The organism is Streptomyces sp. NPDC016677, assembly GCF_055562815.1.
On sequence record NZ_JBVHEO010000002.1, the window covers coordinates 1 to 19808 of the forward strand.

At 73.4% G+C, this 19808-nt stretch carries 17 protein-coding genes and 2 pseudogenes; 8 read left to right on the forward strand and 11 right to left on the reverse strand.

The window, feature by feature from the left end:
- Window positions 1–216: pseudogene (locus ACZ3IG_RS05275) on the forward strand (oxidoreductase); the annotation flags it as partial.
- Window positions 217–286: 70 nt separating this feature from the next.
- On the opposite strand, the gene ACZ3IG_RS05280 reads toward ACZ3IG_RS05275, so the two are convergent.
- Window positions 287–1897, reverse strand: coding sequence for an MFS transporter (locus ACZ3IG_RS05280; RefSeq protein WP_467429226.1), 1611 nt, complete (start codon window positions 1895–1897; stop codon window positions 287–289).
- A complete protein-coding gene (locus ACZ3IG_RS05285; protein ID WP_467429228.1) occupies window positions 1894–2178 on the reverse strand; it encodes a hypothetical protein in 285 nt (94 codons plus the stop codon). Before ACZ3IG_RS05285 ends, ACZ3IG_RS05280 begins: the two co-directional genes overlap by 4 nt.
- Before the next feature lie 844 nt (window positions 2179–3022).
- Here ACZ3IG_RS05285 and ACZ3IG_RS05290 point away from each other — a divergent pair.
- Window positions 3023–3418, forward strand: coding sequence for a peptidase inhibitor family I36 protein (locus tag ACZ3IG_RS05290; protein WP_467430498.1), 396 nt, complete (start codon window positions 3023–3025; stop codon window positions 3416–3418).
- Window positions 3419–3627: 209 nt separating this feature from the next.
- Entirely contained in the window at window positions 3628–5181 is a 1554-nt protein-coding gene (locus ACZ3IG_RS05295) for a hypothetical protein (protein ID WP_467429229.1), read from the forward strand.
- A 4-nt stretch (window positions 5182–5185) separates the two neighbouring features.
- Here the strand turns inward: ACZ3IG_RS05295 and ACZ3IG_RS05300 are convergent, their stop codons facing one another.
- A complete protein-coding gene (locus ACZ3IG_RS05300; RefSeq protein WP_467429231.1) occupies window positions 5186–6637 on the reverse strand; it encodes a hypothetical protein in 1452 nt (483 codons plus the stop codon).
- Between the two features lie 295 nt (window positions 6638–6932).
- On the opposite strand from ACZ3IG_RS05300, the gene ACZ3IG_RS05305 reads away from it, so the two are divergent.
- Window positions 6933–8207, forward strand: coding sequence for an MFS transporter (locus tag ACZ3IG_RS05305; RefSeq protein WP_467429232.1), 1275 nt, complete (start codon window positions 6933–6935; stop codon window positions 8205–8207).
- Between the two features lie 37 nt (window positions 8208–8244).
- Here the strand turns inward: ACZ3IG_RS05305 and ACZ3IG_RS05310 are convergent, their stop codons facing one another.
- Complete coding sequence (locus ACZ3IG_RS05310; RefSeq protein WP_467429235.1) at window positions 8245–8445, reverse strand: TetR family transcriptional regulator C-terminal domain-containing protein; 201 nt, start codon at window positions 8443–8445, stop codon at window positions 8245–8247.
- A 54-nt stretch (window positions 8446–8499) separates the two neighbouring features.
- On the opposite strand from ACZ3IG_RS05310, the gene ACZ3IG_RS05315 reads away from it, so the two are divergent.
- Complete coding sequence (locus tag ACZ3IG_RS05315; protein WP_467429236.1) at window positions 8500–8775, forward strand: hypothetical protein; 276 nt, start codon at window positions 8500–8502, stop codon at window positions 8773–8775.
- Between the two features lie 60 nt (window positions 8776–8835).
- On the opposite strand, the gene ACZ3IG_RS05320 is transcribed toward ACZ3IG_RS05315, so the two are convergent.
- From ACZ3IG_RS05320 to ACZ3IG_RS05335, 4 genes are all read right to left on the reverse strand, one after another.
- On the reverse strand, window positions 8836–9039 hold the full coding sequence (locus tag ACZ3IG_RS05320) for a cold-shock protein (protein WP_037622929.1): 204 nt from the start codon (window positions 9037–9039) through the stop codon (window positions 8836–8838).
- Between the two features lie 304 nt (window positions 9040–9343).
- Window positions 9344–9988, reverse strand: coding sequence for a dihydroxyacetone kinase subunit DhaL (gene dhaL, locus ACZ3IG_RS05325; RefSeq protein ID WP_467429238.1), 645 nt, complete (start codon window positions 9986–9988; stop codon window positions 9344–9346).
- Window positions 9985–10995: a dihydroxyacetone kinase subunit DhaK gene (locus ACZ3IG_RS05330; protein ID WP_467429240.1), complete on the reverse strand. Its 1011-nt coding sequence runs from the start codon at window positions 10993–10995 to the stop codon at window positions 9985–9987. Before ACZ3IG_RS05330 ends, dhaL begins: the two co-directional genes overlap by 4 nt.
- A 125-nt stretch (window positions 10996–11120) precedes the next feature.
- On the reverse strand, window positions 11121–11900 hold the full coding sequence (locus tag ACZ3IG_RS05335; RefSeq protein WP_467429242.1) for a class I SAM-dependent methyltransferase: 780 nt from the start codon (window positions 11898–11900) through the stop codon (window positions 11121–11123).
- Window positions 11901–12112: 212 nt separating this feature from the next.
- Here ACZ3IG_RS05335 and ACZ3IG_RS05340 point away from each other — a divergent pair, with 212 nt between their 5' ends.
- Window positions 12113–13372: a sensor histidine kinase gene (locus ACZ3IG_RS05340; protein WP_467429244.1), complete on the forward strand. Its 1260-nt coding sequence runs from the start codon at window positions 12113–12115 to the stop codon at window positions 13370–13372.
- Complete coding sequence (locus ACZ3IG_RS05345) at window positions 13369–13998, forward strand: response regulator (protein ID WP_467429246.1); 630 nt, start codon at window positions 13369–13371, stop codon at window positions 13996–13998. Before ACZ3IG_RS05340 ends, ACZ3IG_RS05345 begins: the two co-directional genes overlap by 4 nt.
- Before the next feature lie 22 nt (window positions 13999–14020).
- Here the strand turns inward: ACZ3IG_RS05345 and ACZ3IG_RS05350 are convergent, their stop codons facing one another.
- The 3 genes and pseudogenes from ACZ3IG_RS05350 to ACZ3IG_RS05360 form a co-directional block, all read right to left on the reverse strand.
- On the reverse strand, window positions 14021–15253 hold the full coding sequence (locus ACZ3IG_RS05350) for a Gfo/Idh/MocA family protein (protein WP_467429247.1): 1233 nt from the start codon (window positions 15251–15253) through the stop codon (window positions 14021–14023).
- A 144-nt stretch (window positions 15254–15397) separates the two neighbouring features.
- Window positions 15398–16795 (reverse strand): annotated as a pseudogene (locus ACZ3IG_RS05355) (glycoside hydrolase domain-containing protein); the annotation flags it as partial.
- 617 nt (window positions 16796–17412) lie between these two features.
- Entirely contained in the window at window positions 17413–17901 is a 489-nt protein-coding gene (locus tag ACZ3IG_RS05360) for a 5-carboxymethyl-2-hydroxymuconate Delta-isomerase (RefSeq protein WP_467429248.1), read from the reverse strand.
- A gap of 326 nt (window positions 17902–18227) precedes the next feature.
- Between ACZ3IG_RS05360 and ACZ3IG_RS05365 the strand changes: the two genes are divergently transcribed.
- Window positions 18228–19796: a hypothetical protein gene (locus tag ACZ3IG_RS05365; RefSeq protein ID WP_467429251.1), complete on the forward strand. Its 1569-nt coding sequence runs from the start codon at window positions 18228–18230 to the stop codon at window positions 19794–19796.
- The last annotated feature ends 12 nt before the right edge of the window (window positions 19797–19808 follow it).

Genomic DNA, 19808 nt, shown 5'->3' on the forward strand with positions numbered 1-19808 from the left:
GCCCACCTCAAGGCCGTCGTCGTCCCCACCGGCGTCTACGCCGCCTCCGAGGACTGGGGCGCCGAGGGCCTGGACGGGCGGATCGCGCGGGCCGGACGGGAACTCGCGGAGCTGATGACCGGACTGTCCCACGCGGTGCCGCAGCCCCGGCGGGACTCCTTCGACGAGGTCACCCCCTTCACGCAACGCCTCGCCGCACTGCGGACCCACGAATGAGACGCCCGAGGGCCGGTGGCCGGGCTGCGGCACCCGGCCCCCGGCCCCCACACGTGGTCCGGCCGGGACGTCACGGCCCTCCGCCCGCGGCCACCGGTCCGGTGGCCGCGTCGAAGGCATGGGTCACCTCGGGCGCGGTTCCCGGCACGAGCAGCCGGCGGGCGTCCTCCTCGAAGCGGCGGTCGGTGGCCGTGAGCCGGCCGTGGTGCTGGGCCAGGTGCTCCGACCAGGACGCGACCAGATAGTTCTCGACGAACCGGCCGGGATCAGCGCCGTCCTGGTAGAGACCCCAGGTGAGGGCGCCCGTGCGGCGTCGGGAACGGGCGACGTGCCGCATGGCACCGGTGAAGGCGGCCCGGTCCTCCGGGGCGACCCGGTAGGTGACCGAGACGAGCACCGGACCGTCGTCCGGGCCGGGCTCGAACACCAGGGGCGGGGCGGGCCAGTGATCGGACAGGCTCGGGCCCGCCGCGTCGGTGGCGTACAGCGGCCAGCGGCGCACGCACAGCGCACCCGCCAGCAGCAGGGCGCCGCCGAGCAGCAGGGCCCCGGTCAGCCCCAGCCGGTCGGCGAGGAGGCCCCACAGCGGAGCAGTGAGCGCCTGCCCGCCCTGGAACACCACGAGGTACACGGCGAGTCCCCGGGCCCTGACCCAGCCGGGCAGCCGTTGCTGGACAGCGGCGTTGAGGGTCGACAGTACGCCGATCCAGGCCAGGCCCGCGGGCAGCAGCGCGGCGGCCGCGAGCCAGGGGATCCGGACCGTGGCCAGCACCACCAGCGTCACGGCGAAGACGGCCGCGCCCGCGGCGAGGATGCCGTTGGCGCCGAGCGCGCGCCGGATCGCCGGGAGCGCGAAGGCGCCGCCCACCGCGCCGATGCCCACCACGCCGAGCAGCAGTCCGTACCCGCCCGAGCCGAGCCCCAGGGAACGGCTGGCGACCAGCGGGAGCAGCGACCACATGGCGGCCCCGCCGGGAATGAACAGGGCCGTGCGCAGCAGGACACGGCGGACGCCAGGGGCGTGCCGGACGTAGCGGCGGCCCGCCTGCACGGCCGCCAGCAGCCCCTCGCCCCGGCCGGCGGGCCGGGGTGCGACGGGCCGTCGCCACAGCAGCAGGACGGCCGCGATGCCGAGGTAGGACAGGGCGTTGAAGGCGAAGACCCAGCCCGCTCCCGCCGCCGCGACCACCAGGCCGCCGACGGCGGGGCCCACCGCGCGGGCCAGGTTCATGTTCACGGCACCCAGCGCGGCCGCCTGTCCGAGTTGCTCGCGCTCCACCAGCTCCGGCTGGATCGCCTGCCAGGCCGGGCCCATCAGCGCGGTGCCGCAGCCCAGCAGGAAGGTGAGGGCGAGCAGGAGGTACGGGGTGAGGGCCTCCTGGAAGGCGAGCACCGTCAGCACACCGGACACGGCGAGCATGGCGAACTGCGCCGCCAGGAGCACCGTACGGCGGTCGTAGCGGTCGGCCAGCACGCCGGAGGGCAGGGCCAGGAGCACGACCGGCAGGCTGGCGGCGGTCTGCACGAGGGTCACCAGCGAGGCGCTGTGTCCGACCAGCAGCCACTGGGCGCCGACCGTCTGCATCCAGCTGCCGGTGTTCGACACCAGTTGCGCGATCCACAGGGCACGGAAGACACGTGCCGCCAGCGGCGCCCAGGCCGAGGTGTCCGGCGCCCTCATGACCGCGGCCCCGTCCGGGCGGGCACGGCGGACGACAGCCGGCGGTCGGCCGGAGACGTCCCCACGAGCGGTACGGCCAGGGCCCGTACGAGGAGGCGTGCGCCCGCGAGGGCCCCGACGAACATGGCCGGGACGGTCGGGACGAGGCCGCGGCCGGCGGCGATCACCTCGGCCCTCGGGGGGCGGGGGTCGCGGGTGTGGGTCTCGGCGTTGCGGACGACCAGGTCCGCCGCGTCGACGGTGGCGCGGGGAATCAGCCCGCCGACCGGCATCGTGGACACCTTTCGACAACCTCCTGCGGGGCGTACGGCATGGCGGTGGCGTGCGGGCCGCGTCCGCGTTCGGGTCCGGCTCGGGATCCGAGTCCCGCGAAGCGGCGCGCCGCGGTCACTTCGCCGTCACGCTAGGCCGCCCCGTTCGTCCCCGGTCTCCCCTCAGCGCACCGGATCTTGTCCCGCAGCGCATCGTGCGCCGCCGTCCGCTGTGCCACCGGCCGACTGCGTGCCGCCGGTCGGGAGGTGCGACATCGCCGCCTGCTGGGCGGCGGCGTCATGCCAGGTGGACGAGGCGGCTCTGGTAAGCGAAGATCACGGCCTGTACCCGGTCGCGGAGTGCGAGCTTGTGCGGGATCCGCCCCAGATGGGACTGGTCGCCTCCGCGAGGTGCGGGGCGGCCGCGATCCCGGTGTCGGACAGGCCGCGGCCCGATGGACGAGTACCTCGCGCTCGCGGACGCCGAGCCGGCTCAGCCGGTCCGTCGTGGCCGGCGCGGCTGCCGCCGGGGACGTGCGGGCGGAGGTTCTCCAGCAGGCGGCGGGTGGTCCGCGGGGAGACCACCGCGTCGCCGCCGGCCACGCTGCGGATGGCGGTGAGCGGTTGCTCGGGCCTGGTGTTCTTGCCGTACGCGGTGTACCCCGCCGCGTACGGCACAGTTAAGGGACGCCCGTCCTCCCGGAAGCGTCTTCTGTGGTCAGGCGGTGTTCCCGGGCCCCGGCCCGCTCGATCACCTCCGTCGTCGGGCCGGTGGAATGCCTGGGCCTTCCAGTTCGGGTGAGTCCTCCGCTGGAGTGAACGCGGACGCGAGCCGCCCCCGGCCGCCGCCGTCACCCCGTATCAGTAGAGCGTGATGACCAACCTGATGCGTGCCGCGGCCGCCGCCGCCCTCACGCTTGCCCCCCTGGCCGTTCCGGCGTCCGCCGCCGGCGACCCGCCCTCGACGCACATCGCGATCGACTGTCCTTCCGGCTACGTCTGCGTCTACCCCGAGATCAACTTCGGCGGGCAGCCCTGGGTACGCCGCGCCGTCGACGGCAGCGTGAAGGACCTGCCCTCATCGATCCGCAATCGCGGCAGCTCCCTCCGCAACAACTCCGACCGCACCGCCCGCGTCTACGAGAGGCGTGACTACGCCGGCCGGTGGGTGTGCGTCACCCGCAGCGGCGGCTCCATCCACGACCTGCGCGGCTACAACCTCAACGACCAGACCCGCTCCCTGAAGATCAACCGGAACAACTGCGGCTGATCCCGCACCGCCCCGTCTCGTCGGCGGGCAGGCGACACGACCGTCCGGATCGTCGTGACAGCACGGCGCCCCGAGTTCGGTCCGACCTGCCCGGCCCGACGAGGCACCGGTCCACGGCACGCCCCCCTTCCGGCCGGGCGGACGTCTCCCGGCCTGCTCAGCGGCCGGGTTCCGGTCGCAGCGCGGCCGCTCGGTGTTCCCGTTGCGGGATGCGCCGGACGGGTGAAGAGTGGATCTGTATCGGCTTGGGCGTTCCTTTGGCTCCGCCATCTTCGGGAGCCGCAGTCAGTCGCTCTCACCACGGACGGAACAGCCCGGCGTCCAGCGCATCGGGAACCATCATGGCCAGAACTCTCGGAGTTCCCCGGAAACACATGGTTCACGCGGCCCACGCGTCCCTTCTCGTCGCGGCGCTCGCGCTGCCGGCCGGTACGACGATTTCCTCGGCGGACGCCCAGAGCGCGAACGGTGACCGAGCCGGGGCAGTGGCTCAGACCACGGACCCTCCGGAGCCTCCTCCCTCTGAGCCGAGCGGTCCGGCGGAAGGCGGGACGCCCCCTCCCCCGCCACCGGACTCCGATCCCGCCGGTCCGACGGATACCACGGCGCCTCCCTCCTCCACGCCGGGCGAGACACCTGACACCACGGAACCGCCGGACCCCGGCGACACGGACGACCAGGCGTCCGAACCCCCGCCGGAGCAGGAAGAGGAAATCGACGAGGCGACGACGGCCCTGAACGAGGAGAAGCGACGAGTCCCCGAAGAACTCGTGCCGACCGTGGAAACACTGATCACCCTCGTCGGCACGGTCGAGGCACCCGGGACGATGCCGCAGGACAGGCAGGGAGTCGTCGAGAGTGCGAAGAACCTGTCCACCGCGCTGGCAGCCATCAGCGACCCCAGGACACCCCCCGGGTTGCGTGAGGAATTGACCACGGTCGTGGAGCAGGTGACTACGGCGCTCAAGACGGTCAGCGAGCCCCGGGTACCGGCCGAGAAGAGGTCCACGCTCATCCTGGTGGTCAAGCGGGCCACCTCCACCCTGGACATGGTCTGCGATCCCGAGACGCCGCGGGGCCTGCGGGGTCAGATGATCACGACCATGAGGAACACGGCCTACGCCGTGGAGCGGAGCAACGGGCCGGAGGCCGCGCCGACTCTCGTGCCGGTGGGATCGTCTCAGGACATCGTGCAGGACCCGAGGACGCCGTCGAGGGAGCGGGAGCAGCTCTCGGACATCACTCAGCAGGTCAGTTCGCTGCTGAGGAAGATCAGCGACCCCGGGACGTCGCAGGAGGAGCGGTCCGAAGCCGCGAAAGAGCTGGACGAGAAATCCGCTCGCATGAAGAAACAACAGGAACAAGCCGCTTCCGCCCAGGAACGCCCGGAGGAATCCCTCGGCAAGGCCGCCGCGTTCTGCAGCAGCGCCGTTTTCGAGTCCACGCCCGAGTCCGACCTCGTACGAGGGCTGGAGAAGCTGGTTCCGGCGCAGTGGGAGGAGGAAGGGGTCAAGGACTTCTGGAAGGCGGAGGAGAAGAGCAACGACACGCTCGACGTCCTCGCCCAGTTGAGGAACGACGAGCACACCCACGGCCCGTTCAAGGTCGCACCGCTCATCACCGAACTCGCTCAGCTCGTGCCGCACGACAGGCTGTTCGGGACCCTGGGAGCCGCGGCCCTGTCCTGCGAGCAGACTGCCACGTACCTGGAGGAGGAGTTCGGGGTCACGGTGGGCAGTTGGCTCACGAAGAACGGCGGGTGACCGGTCAGCCGGCGGATATCAGCAGTTCGGCCACGGCGATCTCTGAGTCCGCCCGCGCCGTGGCGGCTCCGTATCTTTCCAGCTCTCTCCTTTCTTCGGCATAGTCACCGAGTACGGAGAAACTGAAAGGGAAGGAAGAAATCGAAGAGATGAACCGGCCTCTAGGGGACCAGACAGCAGTCACATAACGCGGCTTGCGTGTCACATTGATGAGATTGTTGTTGTGCCGTACCCTTGCGCGGTATATGAGCTGACTTCCACACATCGCCGGCTCGCAGTAATAGGATCGATCACGTTCGTTCCATGACGGATGAGCGGACCTGAACTCCTTCACATCGATCTTCCCGCGATCCTTCCTCATGTACGAGATCTGCAGCTCGACACTCACGGTGTCGTACTCGACAGCCCTGGGCAGCTGGAACACACGCGTCAGAACGTACTCCTGCCCGACGTCGAGAGAATTGCCGGACTCAGAGAATCGCCCACTGCTTATGGTGGTGTAGGTAAGCTGGTCGACATAGAGTTCGGCCTCCCCTTCGCGCGCCCCCTGTTGTCCGACACTCTCCCTCCACTCGGCCATCAGGTCTTCCTCCCCCAGAGAATACGAGGCTCCCCTGCCGCGGACCGTGTAGATATCATTGAGGATGTACACCGGGATTCCTCCGGTGTTTTTCATGTGCAGTGTCAGCGGAACGTGCACGAAGGGAAGTCGGGTGTCCTCCCGAGCCTTCCCGAACTCGGCTTTCAGGGTGAAGTGCATAGGGGCGGCCGCAGGCTGGTACATGGTGGAGTAAGCAAGACTGATGGCCGTCAGAAGCGCTGTGACAACCACCCCGGCCGCGAATTTTTTGGGCTGCGGTACCCCTTTCCACGATTTTTGGCGCACTAGAATCCAGAGTGCCCATATGGACCAGCAGAAGGCGGGCAGATAGACCAGCAGATGACGCGTGTACTCCTGCTCCTCGAACCAGAGGAGAAGAAGGAGTCCGTCAGTGGCCAGTACAATGAACGCGCCGAGCAGGACAATCGCCCCGGACGCCTTGAACTGCTGCCTTCCCCAGTGGTCGAGTGCCGATATCGCCGCGATGCCGAGCAGCACGCCCGAGAGGACGAACAGCACTCCGGTGATCCGTTGCGCGAACGTCAGGGCACCCGATGCGTCCGGCCATCCGATGACCACGTTGAAAACCATGGAAACAAGCAGCCCGGCCACCATGAGTGACATGACCGAGCGCCGTCTCCAGGGCCGGTCGGGCCAGTCCCCGCCGTCACCCCCGCGCCAACACACGGATGCCGGATCGTCCAGGTCGACGTTCTCCGCGTAGCCCCGGCGGCGGAGCATTCTGGCCAGCTCGGCCCGTGACCACGCGCTGCCGACCGTCTGTCCGTCGACGGTGACCCGGCGAAGACCGCGGCTGTCCGGCGGCTCCACGACGACCCATGGACGGATGTTCATGACCACAGACTCGAACCTGGTCCGGCACCGTGCACGCGGAGCTACCCCGTTCAGGCCGGCCGAGGGCCGGGCCCTCCGGCAGCGCGGGAGCAGACCGCCACCGCCCCGCGGCCCGCCCCACCAGGCGTGACACAGTTCACCGCGAAAGCGGCTTGATCTTGGAATGTCCATGGCCTCGTCACCGCTGCACTCCGAGGGGCTCGGGCCGATCAGGTCCGCCGGATGGCGGCGGTGCTTGACAGAACCGCCCGCGCCCCCGTTCCCGTACCGCACTTCCCGAAAGGTCGCCCGCACCATGCCCCTGGCCCTGCTGGCCCTCGCCGTCGTCGCGTTCGGCATCGGCACGACCGAGTTCGCCACAATGGGGCTGCTGCCCCAGATAGCCGACGGCGTCGGTGTCTCCGTACCGCAGGCCGGCAACCTCGTCTCGGCCTACGCGCTCGGTGTCGTCGTGGGTGCCCCCGTCCTCACGGGCGTCGGAGCGCGCATACCGCACAAGCGGCTGCTGCTGCTCCTGACCGGACTGTTCGTGGTCGGCAACGTCGCCTCCGCGGTTGCTCCCGGCTTCGGCTCGCTCTTCGCCGCGCGGTTCCTGGCGGGGCTGCCGCACGGCGCGCTCTTCGGTGTCGGCGCCGTGGTGGCCTCCCGGCTGGTGGCGCCCGAGCGCGCGGCACGGGCCGTCTCCAAGATGTTCCTCGGACTCACCGTCGCCAACATCGTCGGTGTCCCGGCCGGCACGGCCCTCGGACAGCAGCTGGGCTGGCGGTTCGCCTACGGCGCGGTCGCCGTCATCGGCCTGGTCGCCCTGGCCTCGCTGGCCCTCTTCGTTCCGCACCAGCCGCGCGGCGGCCAGTCCGGCGTCCGGCACGAACTGCGGGCGATGGGCAACCGGCAGGTCGCCATCGGCCTGGCCACGGCCGTCGTGGGGTTCGGCGGATTCTTCGCCGTGTACAGCTATCTCGTGCCCATGCTGACCAACCTGACGGGCATCTCCGACTCCTCGACCACCCTGGTCCTCGCCCTCTACGGCGTCGGAATGACGCTGGGCACGCTGATCGCGGGCCCGTTCACCGACCGCGCGCTGCGGCCGACCCTGTACGTGGGTCTCGTCCTGCTCGCCGCCGCACTGGTGACGTTCTACTTCACGGTGCACAGCACGGTGCCCGCGCTCCTGACCATCGCCTTCCTCGGGGCTATGGGGTCCTTCATCACGACGCCCGTGCAGATGCTCCTCATGGCCAAGGCCAAGGACGCTCCGACGATGGCGGCGGCCTCCAACCACTCCGCCTTCAACCTGGCCAACGCGGGCGGTGCGTGGCTCGGCGGCCTCACCATCTCGGCCGGCTGGGGCTGGGCCTCACCCAACCTGGTCGGCGCGGCACTCGCCCTGGCCGGGCTCGGACTCGCCTTCACCGGGGGCCTCATCGACCGGGGCGGCAGGCGCTCCGACGTGATCCCGGCCCCCGGACAGGAGGCGTCGACCGCGCCCGGGGACGCCTCGGCCCACCGGCGCGAGGAGGAGTCGGCCGCCTCGCTCCTGCCTTCCGCCGGCCCTGGTGAGCGCGGCTAGCCGCCGGCACTCACCGCACGACCGAGGAGGGTGGCGATCAGCTGATCGACGATCGGCTCAGGCCGGCTTCCGCACGGGTCTCGCCGGCCTGCTGTGCGCTCGCGAGACGTTCGACGGCGAGGCGGCGGTGTGTGACGCAGTGCGTCGAGAGCGCCTCCGCCAGACCGGGGCCGCCCTGGGCGGCGCCGAGGATCCCGGCGATGACGGCGCCGTCGCGGTTCGGGAGGCCGACGAACACACGCGACCGCGTGGTCAGGTCGCACCTGGCGGCGGCCTTGGAGAAGGTCAGGGCGTGGGGGCTCCCTCGGCGAGCAGCAGCCCGGTCGCCGCGGTCAGCGCCGCACGGCGGACGTCCTCCGCCCGGCGGCGCTACGTCTCGTACGGGTGCGACCCGTCGGCGGGCGGGTCGGTGGTCGTGGTGCCGGTCGGGCTGTCGGTCCTGACCTGGTGTCCGGCACCGTGCCACGGGCTGCTGGCGGAGCTGGTCCGGCCGCCGGAGGGCACGGCCCCGGTCGTGGCCGGCCGCCGAGTCCCGTCCGGGAGTCCCGTCCGGCCGGGGCGCCGGTGACAGCGGGCCCCGCCGGCCTGACGGCCGGCGGGGCCTCGTGCTGCGGTCCTGCCGCGGCGGTCAGGCGGGGGTGATGTTCTCCGCCTGCGGGCCCTTCTGGCCCTGCGTGATGTCGAAGGTGACGGCCTGGCCTTCCTGGAGCTCACGGAAGCCCGTGGCGTTGATGTTGGAGTAGTGCGCGAAGACGTCGGGGCCGCCTCCGTCCTGGGCGATGAAGCCGAAGCCCTTTTCCGCGTTGAACCACTTGACGGTGCCGCTGGCCATGTTGGTGCCTTCCGATCGGTGACGGGTCCGCACGGTGCGTTCCCGGAGGTGGTCGTCCTGGTCCTCGGGCACACAGCAGAACGCCCGCGCCACGGCGCGGGCTGGTACGGCGAACCACGACATCTGCTGCTGACGCTACACGGCGGCACGGTGCCCTGCCAACGGGGAACGCCATTGTCACCAGCCGTAGTTAAGCCTGGTCATGGTCACGAGGGCTCGTTCCGGGCGACGCGGGCGAAACCGGGTGGCTCGCGGTACCGCGCGCCCCTCGGCGTCGCCGCCGTGCGCCTTTCGCCGGCGCGGGTCAGGACGCCGCCGGCCTCCCCGTCACGTCGGCCACCGTGCCCAGGTCCGCGTCCGGTTCGGCGGTCCGGGCGAGGGACCAGAAGAGCAGGGCGACGCCCGTCGCGCCGGGGTCGGGGGCGCCGAGGGCGCGTTCGCCGAGGTAGGAGGCCCGGCCGCGGCGGGCCTTGATGTCGGCGGTGGCACGTGCCCCGGCGAGGGCGGCCCGGGCCGCGTCGGCGAACCCCGCGCCGCCGACGAGGGCGTCGCGGGCGGGGGCGAGCGCGTCGACCATGGTCCGGTCGCCGGGCTCGGCCTCGCCGACGCGCTGGATGGCGGCGAGGCCCTCGCGCACGCCGGCCGCCCAGCCCTCGCGGCCGTCCCCGTGGGCGGCGAGCGCCCGGCCGATCTCCTGGAACAGCAGGCCGATCAGCGGGCCGCTGGTGCCGCCGACCTCGTCGAGGAAGACGCCGGCGGCCACGGTGAACGGGGCCTCGGCGGGACCTTCGTCGAGGGCGGCCGCCACGCCGTCGAGGCCGCCGCGGAGGTTGTCGCCGAAGTCTCCGTCGCCGGAGAGCTGGTCGAGGGCGGTCAGTGCGTCGTGGGCGGTGCGGGCGGCCTCCGCGTAGGTACGCAGGACCTTTTCCTGGTCGGCGGTCTGGGTCATCGGGCGGTCTCCGAAACGGGGAAGGCGGGGGTCAGGGCGGGCGCGTGCCACCAGTCGAGCCAGTGGTCGCGCAGCGCGGTCACGGTCACCGAGAACCCGCTCATGTCGAGCGCGGGCACGAAGGTGCCGACGAGTTGCCCGGCGATGTTCACACCGCGCTCGCCGAGGACGTGGCGGACCCGGTCGTGGACGGCGTACAGCTCCAGCAGGGTGGTCGCGCCCAGTCCGTTGACCAGCAGCAGTACGGTGTCCGGGGCGCCGTCGGGGAGCGCCGTGAGGACCTGCTCGGTCATGCGGTCGACGAGGTCGGCGAAGTCGGGGCGGGGCACGGTGCGGGCGGCTCGTTCGCCGTGGATGCCGACGCCGTACTCGATCTCCCCGTCGGCGAGCTGGAAGGCCTCGCCGCCGCGGCCGGGGGCGGTCTGGGCGCGGGCGGCGACGGCGATGCTGCGCGAGGCGGCCGCGAACTCCGCGCCCGCTTCGGCGAGTTCCTCCAGCCCCAGGCCCGCGTCGGCGGCGCCGCCGAGGAGCTTCTCCACCACGACCGTGGCGCCGGTGCCGCGGCGGCCGGTCGCCGTCTCCGTGTCGTCGGTGGCGAGGTCGTCGTCGACCAGGACGCGGCGTACGGGGATGCCGTCGGCGCGCAGGCGTTCGGCGGCGATGCCGAAGTTGATGCGGTCGCCGGTGTAGTTCTTGACCACGTGCAGCACACCGTCCGGGCCGGCGACGGCACGGGATGCCTCGTAGACCTGGCGGTTGTGCGGGGAGGCGAAGACGCGGCCCGGTACGGCGGCGTCGAGCATGCCGCGGCCGACGAACCCGCTGTGCAGGGGTTCGTGCCCGGAGCCGCCGCCGGACAGCAGGCCGACCCGGCGGCCGGGGTGGCGGTCGCGGGCGGTGACGTAGAGCGGGTCCTCGTGGAGGCGGACGAGGCCGGGGTGGGCGAGCGCGAAGCCGCGCAGGGCGGCGTCCACGGGCGCGTCGGCCGGCAGGAAGAGATGATTCACGGCGTTGCGTTCCTTTCGGGGGTGCGCCCGGCCACGGTATCCGCCCGCTCCGGGCCGGACTCACCCCGGTCCGGCCGTGTCGTGCGGGCGCGGCGGGGCGGCCGCGGCGCCGCCCGGGGTGGCGCCTACCCGTCCGTCCGGTGGGTGACACGGATCTTGGACTGGCCGTGGCCGAGTTCCTCCCAGTCGTCCATGAAGCGGGCCGCCAGGCCGTGGTCGGCGGCCAGGGCGGTCAGTGTCTCGGTGCGGTAGTAGAAGTCCTCCCGCAGGACGTGGTGTTCCTCGCCCTCCGTGCGGTCGAAGGTGAAGTCGAACCAGCCGCCGGGTGCCAGGACGCGGCCGATGTGGGCGAAGCACTCCTCGATCACCGGCAGCGGCGAGTGGGAGAACACGCTGTGCGCGTGCACCACGTCGAACCGGCCCTCCGGCAGGAATCCCAGGGTCAGGTCGCGTACCGGTGTCAGCGTCGGCAGCCGGTCCTGGAGGCCCTGGTCGCGGAGGGTGTCCTGCGCGGCGAACAGGATGTCGGGCGAGATGTCCACGCCGTAGTAGTGGCCGGGGCGCAGGTACTCGATGAACCGCCAGCCCGCCCGCAGATTGCCGCAGCCGATCTCCAGCATCCGGTGCTCCGGGCGCAGTCCGTGGCCCAGCAGGTAGTCGAACTGCATCGCGCCCAGCGCCAGCCAGCGCTCGCGGCTGCGGCTGCCCACGGCGGCGTCCGGGTCGCGGCGGGTGTCCGAGCGCATGACCGCGCGGTAGTAGGCGACGTGGTCCGGCGAGCGGTGGCGCAGCCAGGCGTCGCGGGCGGTGCGGCGCAGGTGCCGGGGTATCCGGGCGGGGTGGCGCAGCGCGTAGGAGAGGCGGTGGCCGAGGGCGGCGCGGTTGGCGGTGAGGTCCTTGGGCATGGCGGTGCTCGTTCTCCGTAGGGTTCCCCGGGGTGCGGCCGGGGCCGGTCCCCGCAGTCTCGCGGGCGGGGCCGTCGGGGTCGTCCCACGTCCAGTCATCCCCGGGGAGCCGCGGAGGGCCATGCCATGTCGGCCGTTCGGATGATGTGCCTTGTGGGGCCGGCGTGTATACGTGGTGGGGCAGGCACGGGCGAGGCGATGGGAACGCGGCGGTGGAGCGAGACGGCACGGAGCCGGACCCCGACGCGCGCTGGCTGACGGCGGCCGTGCGCACCGCCTTCGTCCTGCTGCTGGGCGGCGCGGTGGCCCGGCTGCTGACCCACGGCCTCTCCGGCGGCGCGCGCACCGCGGGGGTCCTCGCCCTGTTCCTGGCCTTCGGGGCCCTCTGCCTGTTCGGGCAGGTGCGGGCGCCCGCGCCCCGGCCCGGCGAGCGTCCCGCCGTCCGGCACCTGCTCTGGCTGGGTGCGGTGCTCGCGCTCTGGCTGGCGCTGCTCGCCCTGGAGCCCAGTGCCACCTGGTGCACCATGCCGCTGCTGTTCACCGGGCCGCACCGGCTGCCGGTACGGCTCGCGGTGCCGCTCGCCGCCGTACTCGTCGTCCTCGTCGTCGTCACCGAGGTGCGGATCGCGGAGGGCGGGGTCAACCCGAATCTGGTGATCGCCCCGGTCGCCGTCGGCATCGTCGCCACGGCCGTCCTGGTGCACAGCCGGCGGCTGACCGCCCGGCAGCGGGTGCTCATCGACGACCTGGTGCGTGCCCGCGACGAGCTGGCCGCCACCGAGCGGCGCGCGGGCGTCCTGGCCGAGCGCCAGCGGCTGTCGGCGGACATCCACGACATCCTGGCCCAGAGCCTGTCCAGCCAGCAGATGCTGCTGCAGGCCGCGCGGCGTCACTGGCACACCGCCCCGGACACCGCGTACGGGCACGTCCGGGACGCCGCCGCGAGCGCGGACCGGGCGCTCGCGGAGGTCCGCCGGTTCGTCCGCGATCTGGCGCCGCTCGACCTGGCGGAGAACTCGCTCGCGCAGGCGCTGCGCGATGCCGTCGGACGGGACGGCGGGGCGCCGGGGCCGGCCGTCGAGTTCCGCCTGGACAACGGCGCCCCGGGGGCCGTCGGTCCGCTGCCCGGGCCGGCCGAGGCGGCGGTGCTGCGGGTGACCCAGCAGGCGCTGGCCAACGCGCGGGAGCACGCCGCGGCCGGCCGGGCCGTGGTCACCCTGACCTGTCTGGAGGACCGGATCACCGTGGACATCGCCGACGACGGACGTGGCTTCGACCCGCGCGCCCTCGGGCGGGGCCGGCCGCCCCGCAGCGACCGGGCCGCCGGCCGTGGCCACGGTCTCGCGCTGATGCGGATGCGGGCCCGGCAGGCGGGCGGCACGCTCACCGTCGAGTCGGCGCCCGGTGAGGGGACGGTGGTGACGATGTCCGTGCCGCTCGCGGCGGACGGTGCCGGGGCGGGGGCGCCATGACCGTGCGGGTGCTGCTCTGCGACGACCACGCCGTCGTCCGTGCCGGGCTGCGCGCCCTGCTCTCCAGCACCGAGGGGATCGACGTCGTCGGGGAGGCCGGCAGCGGCGAGGAGGCCCTCGGCATGGTGGCGGGGCTGCGGCCGGACGTGGTGCTGATGGACCTGCACCTGGGCGCCGGCCTGGACGGGGTGACCGCCACCCGCCGGCTGACCGGGCCGGGCGGCGGTCATGTCCCGCGCGTGCTGGTTTTGACGATGTTCGACACCGACGCCGACATCGCCCGGGCCGTCGCCGCGGGCGCCACCGGGTACCTCCTCAAGGCGGAGCCGCCGGAGCGGCTGTTCGCGGCGGTGCGGGACGCCGCGGCCGGACGCGCCGTGCTGTCGGGGTCGGTCGCCGACCGGGTGGTCTCCCGTCTGCGCGCCCCCGGCCCGGCTCTCACCCCGCGCGAGCGCGACGTCCTCGGCCGTCTCGTCCAAGGGCTCGGCAACCGGGAGATCGCCCGGACCCTGTTCCTGAGCGAGGCCACCGTCAAGACCCACCTGAGCCGTGTCTACGCCAAGCTGGGTGTGCGCACCCGGGCCGGGGCCGTGGCCGCCGCGGCCCGCCACCGTCTGCTGCCGTGACCGGTCCCGGGGTTCCCCCGGACTACGGGCAGGATCCTCCGCCGGAGGCGGCCGACTGGTGGGCGGCGAACCAGGCGGCGGTGTGCGGGTCCAGGGGCGGGACGTCGACGGGGACGCCTCCGGAGCGCAGTGACGCGGTGGCGGCCAGTCCCGCGGCGACCGCCTCGCGGGCGGCGACCGGCGAGGTGTCGGTGGCTCCGCCGTGGGCGGCGAAACGCAGGAACTCCGCGACGATCGCCCCGTCCGCGCCGCCGTGGTCTCCGCTCCCCTCCTCGGTGACCGTCAGGCTCAGGTCGGCGTCGGGCCGGTAGCCGGAGCGCCGCCGGTTCCAGACCCTGATCACCGGGTCGTCGCCCTCGATGCCGTCGCCGAAGTTCTCCAGGCGGCCCTCGTCACCGATGACCGTGTAGTTGCGCCAGTAGTCGGGGGTGAAGTGGCACTGCTGGTAGCTGGCGAGCACCCCGTTGTCGAGGCGGGCGAGCATCATGCTGATGTCCTCCACGTCGATGACGGGGTTGAGGTCGCGCAGGGCGGACGGCGGCCATGCGCCGGCGTCGAACCAGTCCTGGACGCGCTGCGCTCCCTGCGGCCGGGTGCGCCGGTGCGGGTTGCCGCCGTAGACGGCGAGGTCGCCCAGGGCGGTCACCGAGCGGGACCAGCCGCCCGCCAGCCAGTGGATGGCGTCGAGGTCGTGCGCCCCCTTCTGCAGCAGCAGGCTTTGGGTACGGGCGCGTTCGGCGTGCCAGTCCTTGAAGTAGTAGTCGCCGCCGTGGCCGACGAAGTGCCGGCACCACACCGCGCGCACCTCGCCGATGGCGCCCTCGTCGATGAGGCGCCGCATGCGCCGCAGGACCGGCAGGTGGCGCAGGTTGTGTCCGACGTACAGGCGGGTGCGGGTGCGGGCGGCGGTGGTCAGGACGCGGTCGCAGTCGGCGAGGTCGACCGTCAGGGGTTTCTCGACGAACACGGCGACGCCGGCTTCGAGGAAGAAGAGGGCCGGCGCGGTGTGCGCGTCGTCGGGGGTGAGCACGAACACCGCGTCGAGGCCGTCGGTGAGCATGTCCTCGTACCGCTCGTGGAGGCGGACGTCGTCCCCGAAGAGCTTCCGCGCGTCGTCCCGGCCGCGCCGGGCCGGGTCGGCGCAGGAGACCACCCGGGCGGTTCCCGGGCGGTCGGCGAGGGTGGCCAACTGGGCGCGCTGGCCGACGCCGACGACGCCGACGCGCAGTTCGGACGCGGCTGTGGCTTCCGGCATGGTCATCCCTTCTGCGGACAGGGCGATCACGTCTGACGATAGATGCTTGAAAGTGCTCGATCAATGGCCGCAATGAGCACATCTGAGCAGAGCCGCTCCGCGGTGGCGGGGCAGTCGATCCCCTGCCCCGCCCGGGGCGTCAGCTCACCGCAGGGTGAAGACGTGCAGGTTCGCGTTGCCGGGCGGCCGTACGCCGCTCACCCGCTTGCCGTCCGGCGCGGTGAACGGCTCGGTGGCGAACACGTACGTCGCCACCGGGTCCTTGTCCGCGCCCGTTACGTTGCGGTACGCGGCCTCGGCGACGGTCCGGTTGCCGTACTGGACGCCCCCGCCCCGCCGCCGACGGTCCAGTCGGTGAAGGCGAGGCCGACGGTGGCGGTGGTGCCGTCGGTGCAGGCGACGGTGGCCTCGGACGCCTGGTTGCCGTTGACGGCGCTGCCGATGAACGACAACCGGGCCGCCGGGTCGGTGAGTTGGATGGTCTGGCCGGTGGCGGAGGCGTTGTCCGGGCGGCCCGGCGGGGAGTTCGGCCAGGTGAAGGTGAGGCCGTCGAACCGTGCCCCGCTCCCCCGGCGTCGGGCCCGCCGCCGCCAGTGCCTGGCGCGAGTAGCTCCAGCCGCCGCCGTCGTAGTCGGCCTCGTCGTGTTCGCCCTCGTCGTCGGAGACGCCGGTGTTGTCGTAGGCGGCGAGGAGGGTGCCGGGGGCGGCGACGGTGAGGGAGACGGGCTGCGCGTAGGCACTGTCGCCGGAGGTGACGGTGACCCGCACGTCGTAGAAGCCCTGGGCGGTGCCGTCGGCGGCGGTGAGTCCGATCCGCTGGGCGCCGTCCGTGACGGTGCCCTCGGCGGGGCTCGCCGTGATGCCGTCGGGGGTGGCGACCCGGAAGCGCACGTCGGGGCCCTTGCCGCCGCTGACCGCGAGGGCGCGGATGCCGACCGCGGTGCTGTCGCCGGGGGCGAGGGTCGCGGCGGTCGGTGCGACGCCGATCTGGTGGGGCTGCTGCTCGCCGTCGCGGAAGGACGGCGGGGCCTGGTCCGCTCCCCAGGTGGTGTCGGGGGTGGCGGAGAGGGTGTGGTCGAGCCGGCCGCCGTGCTCGACGACGGAGGCGGCCAGCCACGGGCGGTCGCTGGTGCGCCCGTCGGCCTTGAGGGAGTGGATGTACGGCGCGTCGGCCGCCGCGCCGGCCGCGCGGATGGAGATGTCCTTGCCGCCCGGCCGGTCGGTCTCCACCCGGGGGAACAGCCGTGAGGTGAGGGCGAGTTCGGCGCGCGAGGGCACCTGCGGGTACATGCCGAGCGCGGAGAAGACGTACCAGGACGACATGGCGCCGAGGTCGTCGTTGCCCGGGATGCCGTCCGGCTCGGTCGACCGGAGCGCGCTCATCGCCGCGCGGACGGTCTCCTGCGCCTTGCACGGGGCGCCCGCGTAGTCGTACAGGTAGGGCACATGGATCGACGGCTCGTTGTCCATGCCGGACTTGTCACCACCGCCGCCGCTGAGGACCCAGCCGCCGTCGGCGTCGTGGAAGAAGGCGTCCAGTCGCCGGCCACGCCTCGGTCAGAGCCTCGGCGGCCGCGCCGGCCGTCCGGACCGCCAGCACCACGGCGGCCAGTGCCACCACGGCGGCCGAGGCCAGCTCGACCGGGCCGTGCGGGAGGCGCGGAAGACGCGGAAGGCCCAGGCGGCGCGCACGGCCCGCACGGCCCGGGCGTGATGGCCGCCTCGCCGTCACCGCCGCCTCACCGCCCTCGGCCGGTGCGCCGGCGGCCGGGTTCGGGTTCGCCGGGGCCACGGGCGCGGCCTCTCCGAAGCCGAACAGCTGCCCCCACAGCCAGACCCCCGCCAGCAGACCGGCGATCGTCCATCCACTCCACCGCTTGGCGCTCCGAGGCCTCGGATCGCGGCGGATGGGCGCGCGTACGGTGTGGAACCCGTCCGGTACCTTCGCTGTGCTTCCCCTCCCGGTCGCGGCCGCCGGGCGCGGCCCGTCCTGAGGAACGGGTCCGGCAGCGGGCACTGACAACACCCCGGGGTGCCGCCCTCGGGCGGGAAGCCGTCCGGACACGGGCCACGGGCCGCCGCGCCGGGCCCGGGAGGTCCGGGGCACGGTGACCGCGAGGGGCATCGGCCGAGGTCGGCCGCGCGCGACCGGCGGCGCGTCACCCGCGTGAACGGGATACTTCACGGCACAGGCCACCCCGTGGGACATGGCCGGATACGGCGGGCGTGTTCGACGGCCGTCCGGAGCCGGCGGGCGACGACGCCGACGGCGCCGGACGGGTCCGCCGGCGTCGCCCGCGGGGCGCGGCGGGCGACAGGCGGTAGGAGCCGGCCAGTTCCCGCACCTCCGCCGACAGGACCACGCCGTCCGCCCGCAGATGCTTGCCGACCAGGGCCAGGACGCTCTCGGCCAGGTGCCCCTTCAGCGCCTCGGACCGCCCCGGCTTGAGACCGACCTCCACGTGCACGAAGGCGAGCCCCTCCCCCGCTCCGTCACCGACGTACGTCTCGGCCTGACGCACCAGCGTCTTGCACACGCCCGCCGACCCGCTCTCCTCGAGGACGAGCGGGTGCAGTTCCCTGACCAGGGCCGCGCGGTCGAACACATCGGCCAGGTGTGCGGAGTAGTCGATGGTGAGGTGGGGCATGGAGGACCTTTCACGCGACCTGGTTTCTACAGGCAACTATTTTCTCGCATCGGGAGACACCTCCTCCCACCGGCCACTTCATTCGCCTCACGTCAACAGCGCGCCGGGCTGGTCACCCGTACGAGATCCGGTGCGGGACGGCGGGACCGGCCGCGTCACCGGGGTGCCTCCCAGGGGTGACGCGGTGGCGCGGACACCGAGGGGCCTGCCGGCCGGCCACCCTGCGGTGATCGGCCGGTTCCAGACCGTAACGTGACTGCGGCACACTGCTCTGCCGCGCAGCGACGAGATCACCGCGTGCGGCGACGCGAGGGAAGGGGACGAGGATGGAGTTGGAGGCCCACACGGCGGCGGGCCGGCCGGTCGAGAGGGTGCCGGGGCGGGCCTGGATGGTGCGTCTCGATCCCGTCGGTCGCGGCAGCACGGCGGTGCGGTTCTCCTGCACCCGTCCGGCGTGCCCGGCTCAGCGCCTGCCCTCCGCCGCCGCCGGCCGGTCCTTCGCCGTCGCGCACCTCACCGCGCATCTGCGGGCCGCCGCGGGCCCGCGGGGCGAGGCGTACTGCGCGTGCCGGGCCGATGGGTGCCCCGGACACGGCGACACCGCCGCCGGTGGCCGGCAGACCGGCACCGCGGCGTGGCGGTGCGGCGGCGGGGTCGTGTTCGCGGTCGTCGCGGACCGGGCGGGGCGCTGGTGGCAGGCGCTCGAGTGCTGTGCGCGCTGCGCGGCCGCTCGTCCCGGCGCCCGGGTCGTGGCCACCGCTCCGGCGCCGGCCGGCCCGGTGCGGCCCCCGGTCGGCGCCCGGCCCGCCCGCGCCGCGGCGGGACCGAGCTTCTCCCACGCTCCCGCGCCCCCGACCGAGCCCGGCGGTACCTCGCGGGCCGGACTGCCCGCCCCGCGTCCTTCCGGGAACCGGCCGCACGGCAAGCAAGGGAAGATCGCGCAGCGCATCGTGCCGCACCATCTGCGGCCGACCAGCCTGCGCGACGAACTCATCGAACTGGGCAACCAGTTCCGCGCCTACCAGAAGCGCGCCGAGCCCGACCTGTCGCTCCTCGCCGACCTGCACACCCGCAAGGCCCGCGCCTTCCACGAGTGGGCCGACGTCATCGGCGACGTCCAGTTGCGCGCGGACGCGGTGCGCGCGGAACAGGCCGCGGCCACCGCCCGCAGCCAGCACCAGCAGCGCACCGGACACACCGTCGACGGCCAGGAACCCGCCGTTCCGCGCGTGCTGTCCGGACCGCAGCTGTGGGAGCACGCCCGAACCGTCCTCGCCTACGCGCGCGACCACGCCCCGCTGCCCGGCCCGGAGGCCCGCCTGCTCACCTTGCTGCTCGTCCTGCGGACCGCCCGCACCGGTGCCGGCAATCTGACCGGGCAGGATCTGACCGCCCTGCCCCTGGAGGAACCCGAACAGCTCATCAGCCGGCTGACGGAGTGCGGATGGCTGCTGATCCCCGGTTCCCCCGCCGACGTGCTCGCCTCCCGGCCCGAGAACCCCACTCCGGTCACCGTGCCCTCCCTCGTACCCGGTCCGGACGGCAGCCGTCCGCTCCCGTTCGGGAAGAACACCCGGGCCAAGCTGAGCGGCTGGACACAGCGCGTCGTCACCGAGCGGAAGCTGCGCAAGTCGCGGACGAGTGCCGGAGCCCGGCTGCTGGCCCTCTCCCTCGCCACGCGCACCGGCCTGGACGGGCAGACGCTCGGCCGCGCCGGGGAGGGGGTGGAGGTCGGCGCGCTCGCCGCCCTGTGTGCCGGTGATCCCGGCGCGCTGCGGCCGCTGGTCGACCAGTTGACGGCGGCGGGATGGCTCACCGACGCGGAGCTGTCCGGCGAGCGCCTCACCGGACGGCTGTCCGAGCGGGTGTGGCCGCTGAGCTGCCCGGTGTCCTGAGCCCCGTCCGGG

What these genes read in the sequence shown, in the direction of transcription:
- ACZ3IG_RS05280 (WP_467429226.1), bottom strand. Translation starts at nt 1,897, where the DNA reads ATGAGGGCGCCGGACACCTCGGCCTGGGCGCCGCTGGCGGCACGTGTC.
- ACZ3IG_RS05290 (WP_467430498.1), top strand. Translation starts at nt 3,023, where the DNA reads ATGACCAACCTGATGCGTGCCGCGGCCGCCGCCGCCCTCACGCTTGCC.
- ACZ3IG_RS05295 (WP_467429229.1), top strand. Translation starts at nt 3,628, where the DNA reads ATGCGCCGGACGGGTGAAGAGTGGATCTGTATCGGCTTGGGCGTTCCT.
- ACZ3IG_RS05300 (WP_467429231.1), bottom strand. Translation starts at nt 6,637, where the DNA reads ATGAACATCCGTCCATGGGTCGTCGTGGAGCCGCCGGACAGCCGCGGT.
- ACZ3IG_RS05305 (WP_467429232.1), top strand. Translation starts at nt 6,933, where the DNA reads ATGCCCCTGGCCCTGCTGGCCCTCGCCGTCGTCGCGTTCGGCATCGGC.
- ACZ3IG_RS05320 (WP_037622929.1), bottom strand. Translation starts at nt 9,039, where the DNA reads ATGGCCAGCGGCACCGTCAAGTGGTTCAACGCGGAAAAGGGCTTCGGC.
- dhaL (WP_467429238.1), bottom strand. Translation starts at nt 9,988, where the DNA reads ATGACCCAGACCGCCGACCAGGAAAAGGTCCTGCGTACCTACGCGGAG.
- ACZ3IG_RS05335 (WP_467429242.1), bottom strand. Translation starts at nt 11,900, where the DNA reads ATGCCCAAGGACCTCACCGCCAACCGCGCCGCCCTCGGCCACCGCCTC.
- ACZ3IG_RS05345 (WP_467429246.1), top strand. Translation starts at nt 13,369, where the DNA reads ATGACCGTGCGGGTGCTGCTCTGCGACGACCACGCCGTCGTCCGTGCC.
- ACZ3IG_RS05350 (WP_467429247.1), bottom strand. Translation starts at nt 15,253, where the DNA reads ATGCCGGAAGCCACAGCCGCGTCCGAACTGCGCGTCGGCGTCGTCGGC.
- ACZ3IG_RS05360 (WP_467429248.1), bottom strand. Translation starts at nt 17,901, where the DNA reads ATGCCCCACCTCACCATCGACTACTCCGCACACCTGGCCGATGTGTTC.
- ACZ3IG_RS05365 (WP_467429251.1), top strand. Translation starts at nt 18,228, where the DNA reads ATGGAGTTGGAGGCCCACACGGCGGCGGGCCGGCCGGTCGAGAGGGTG.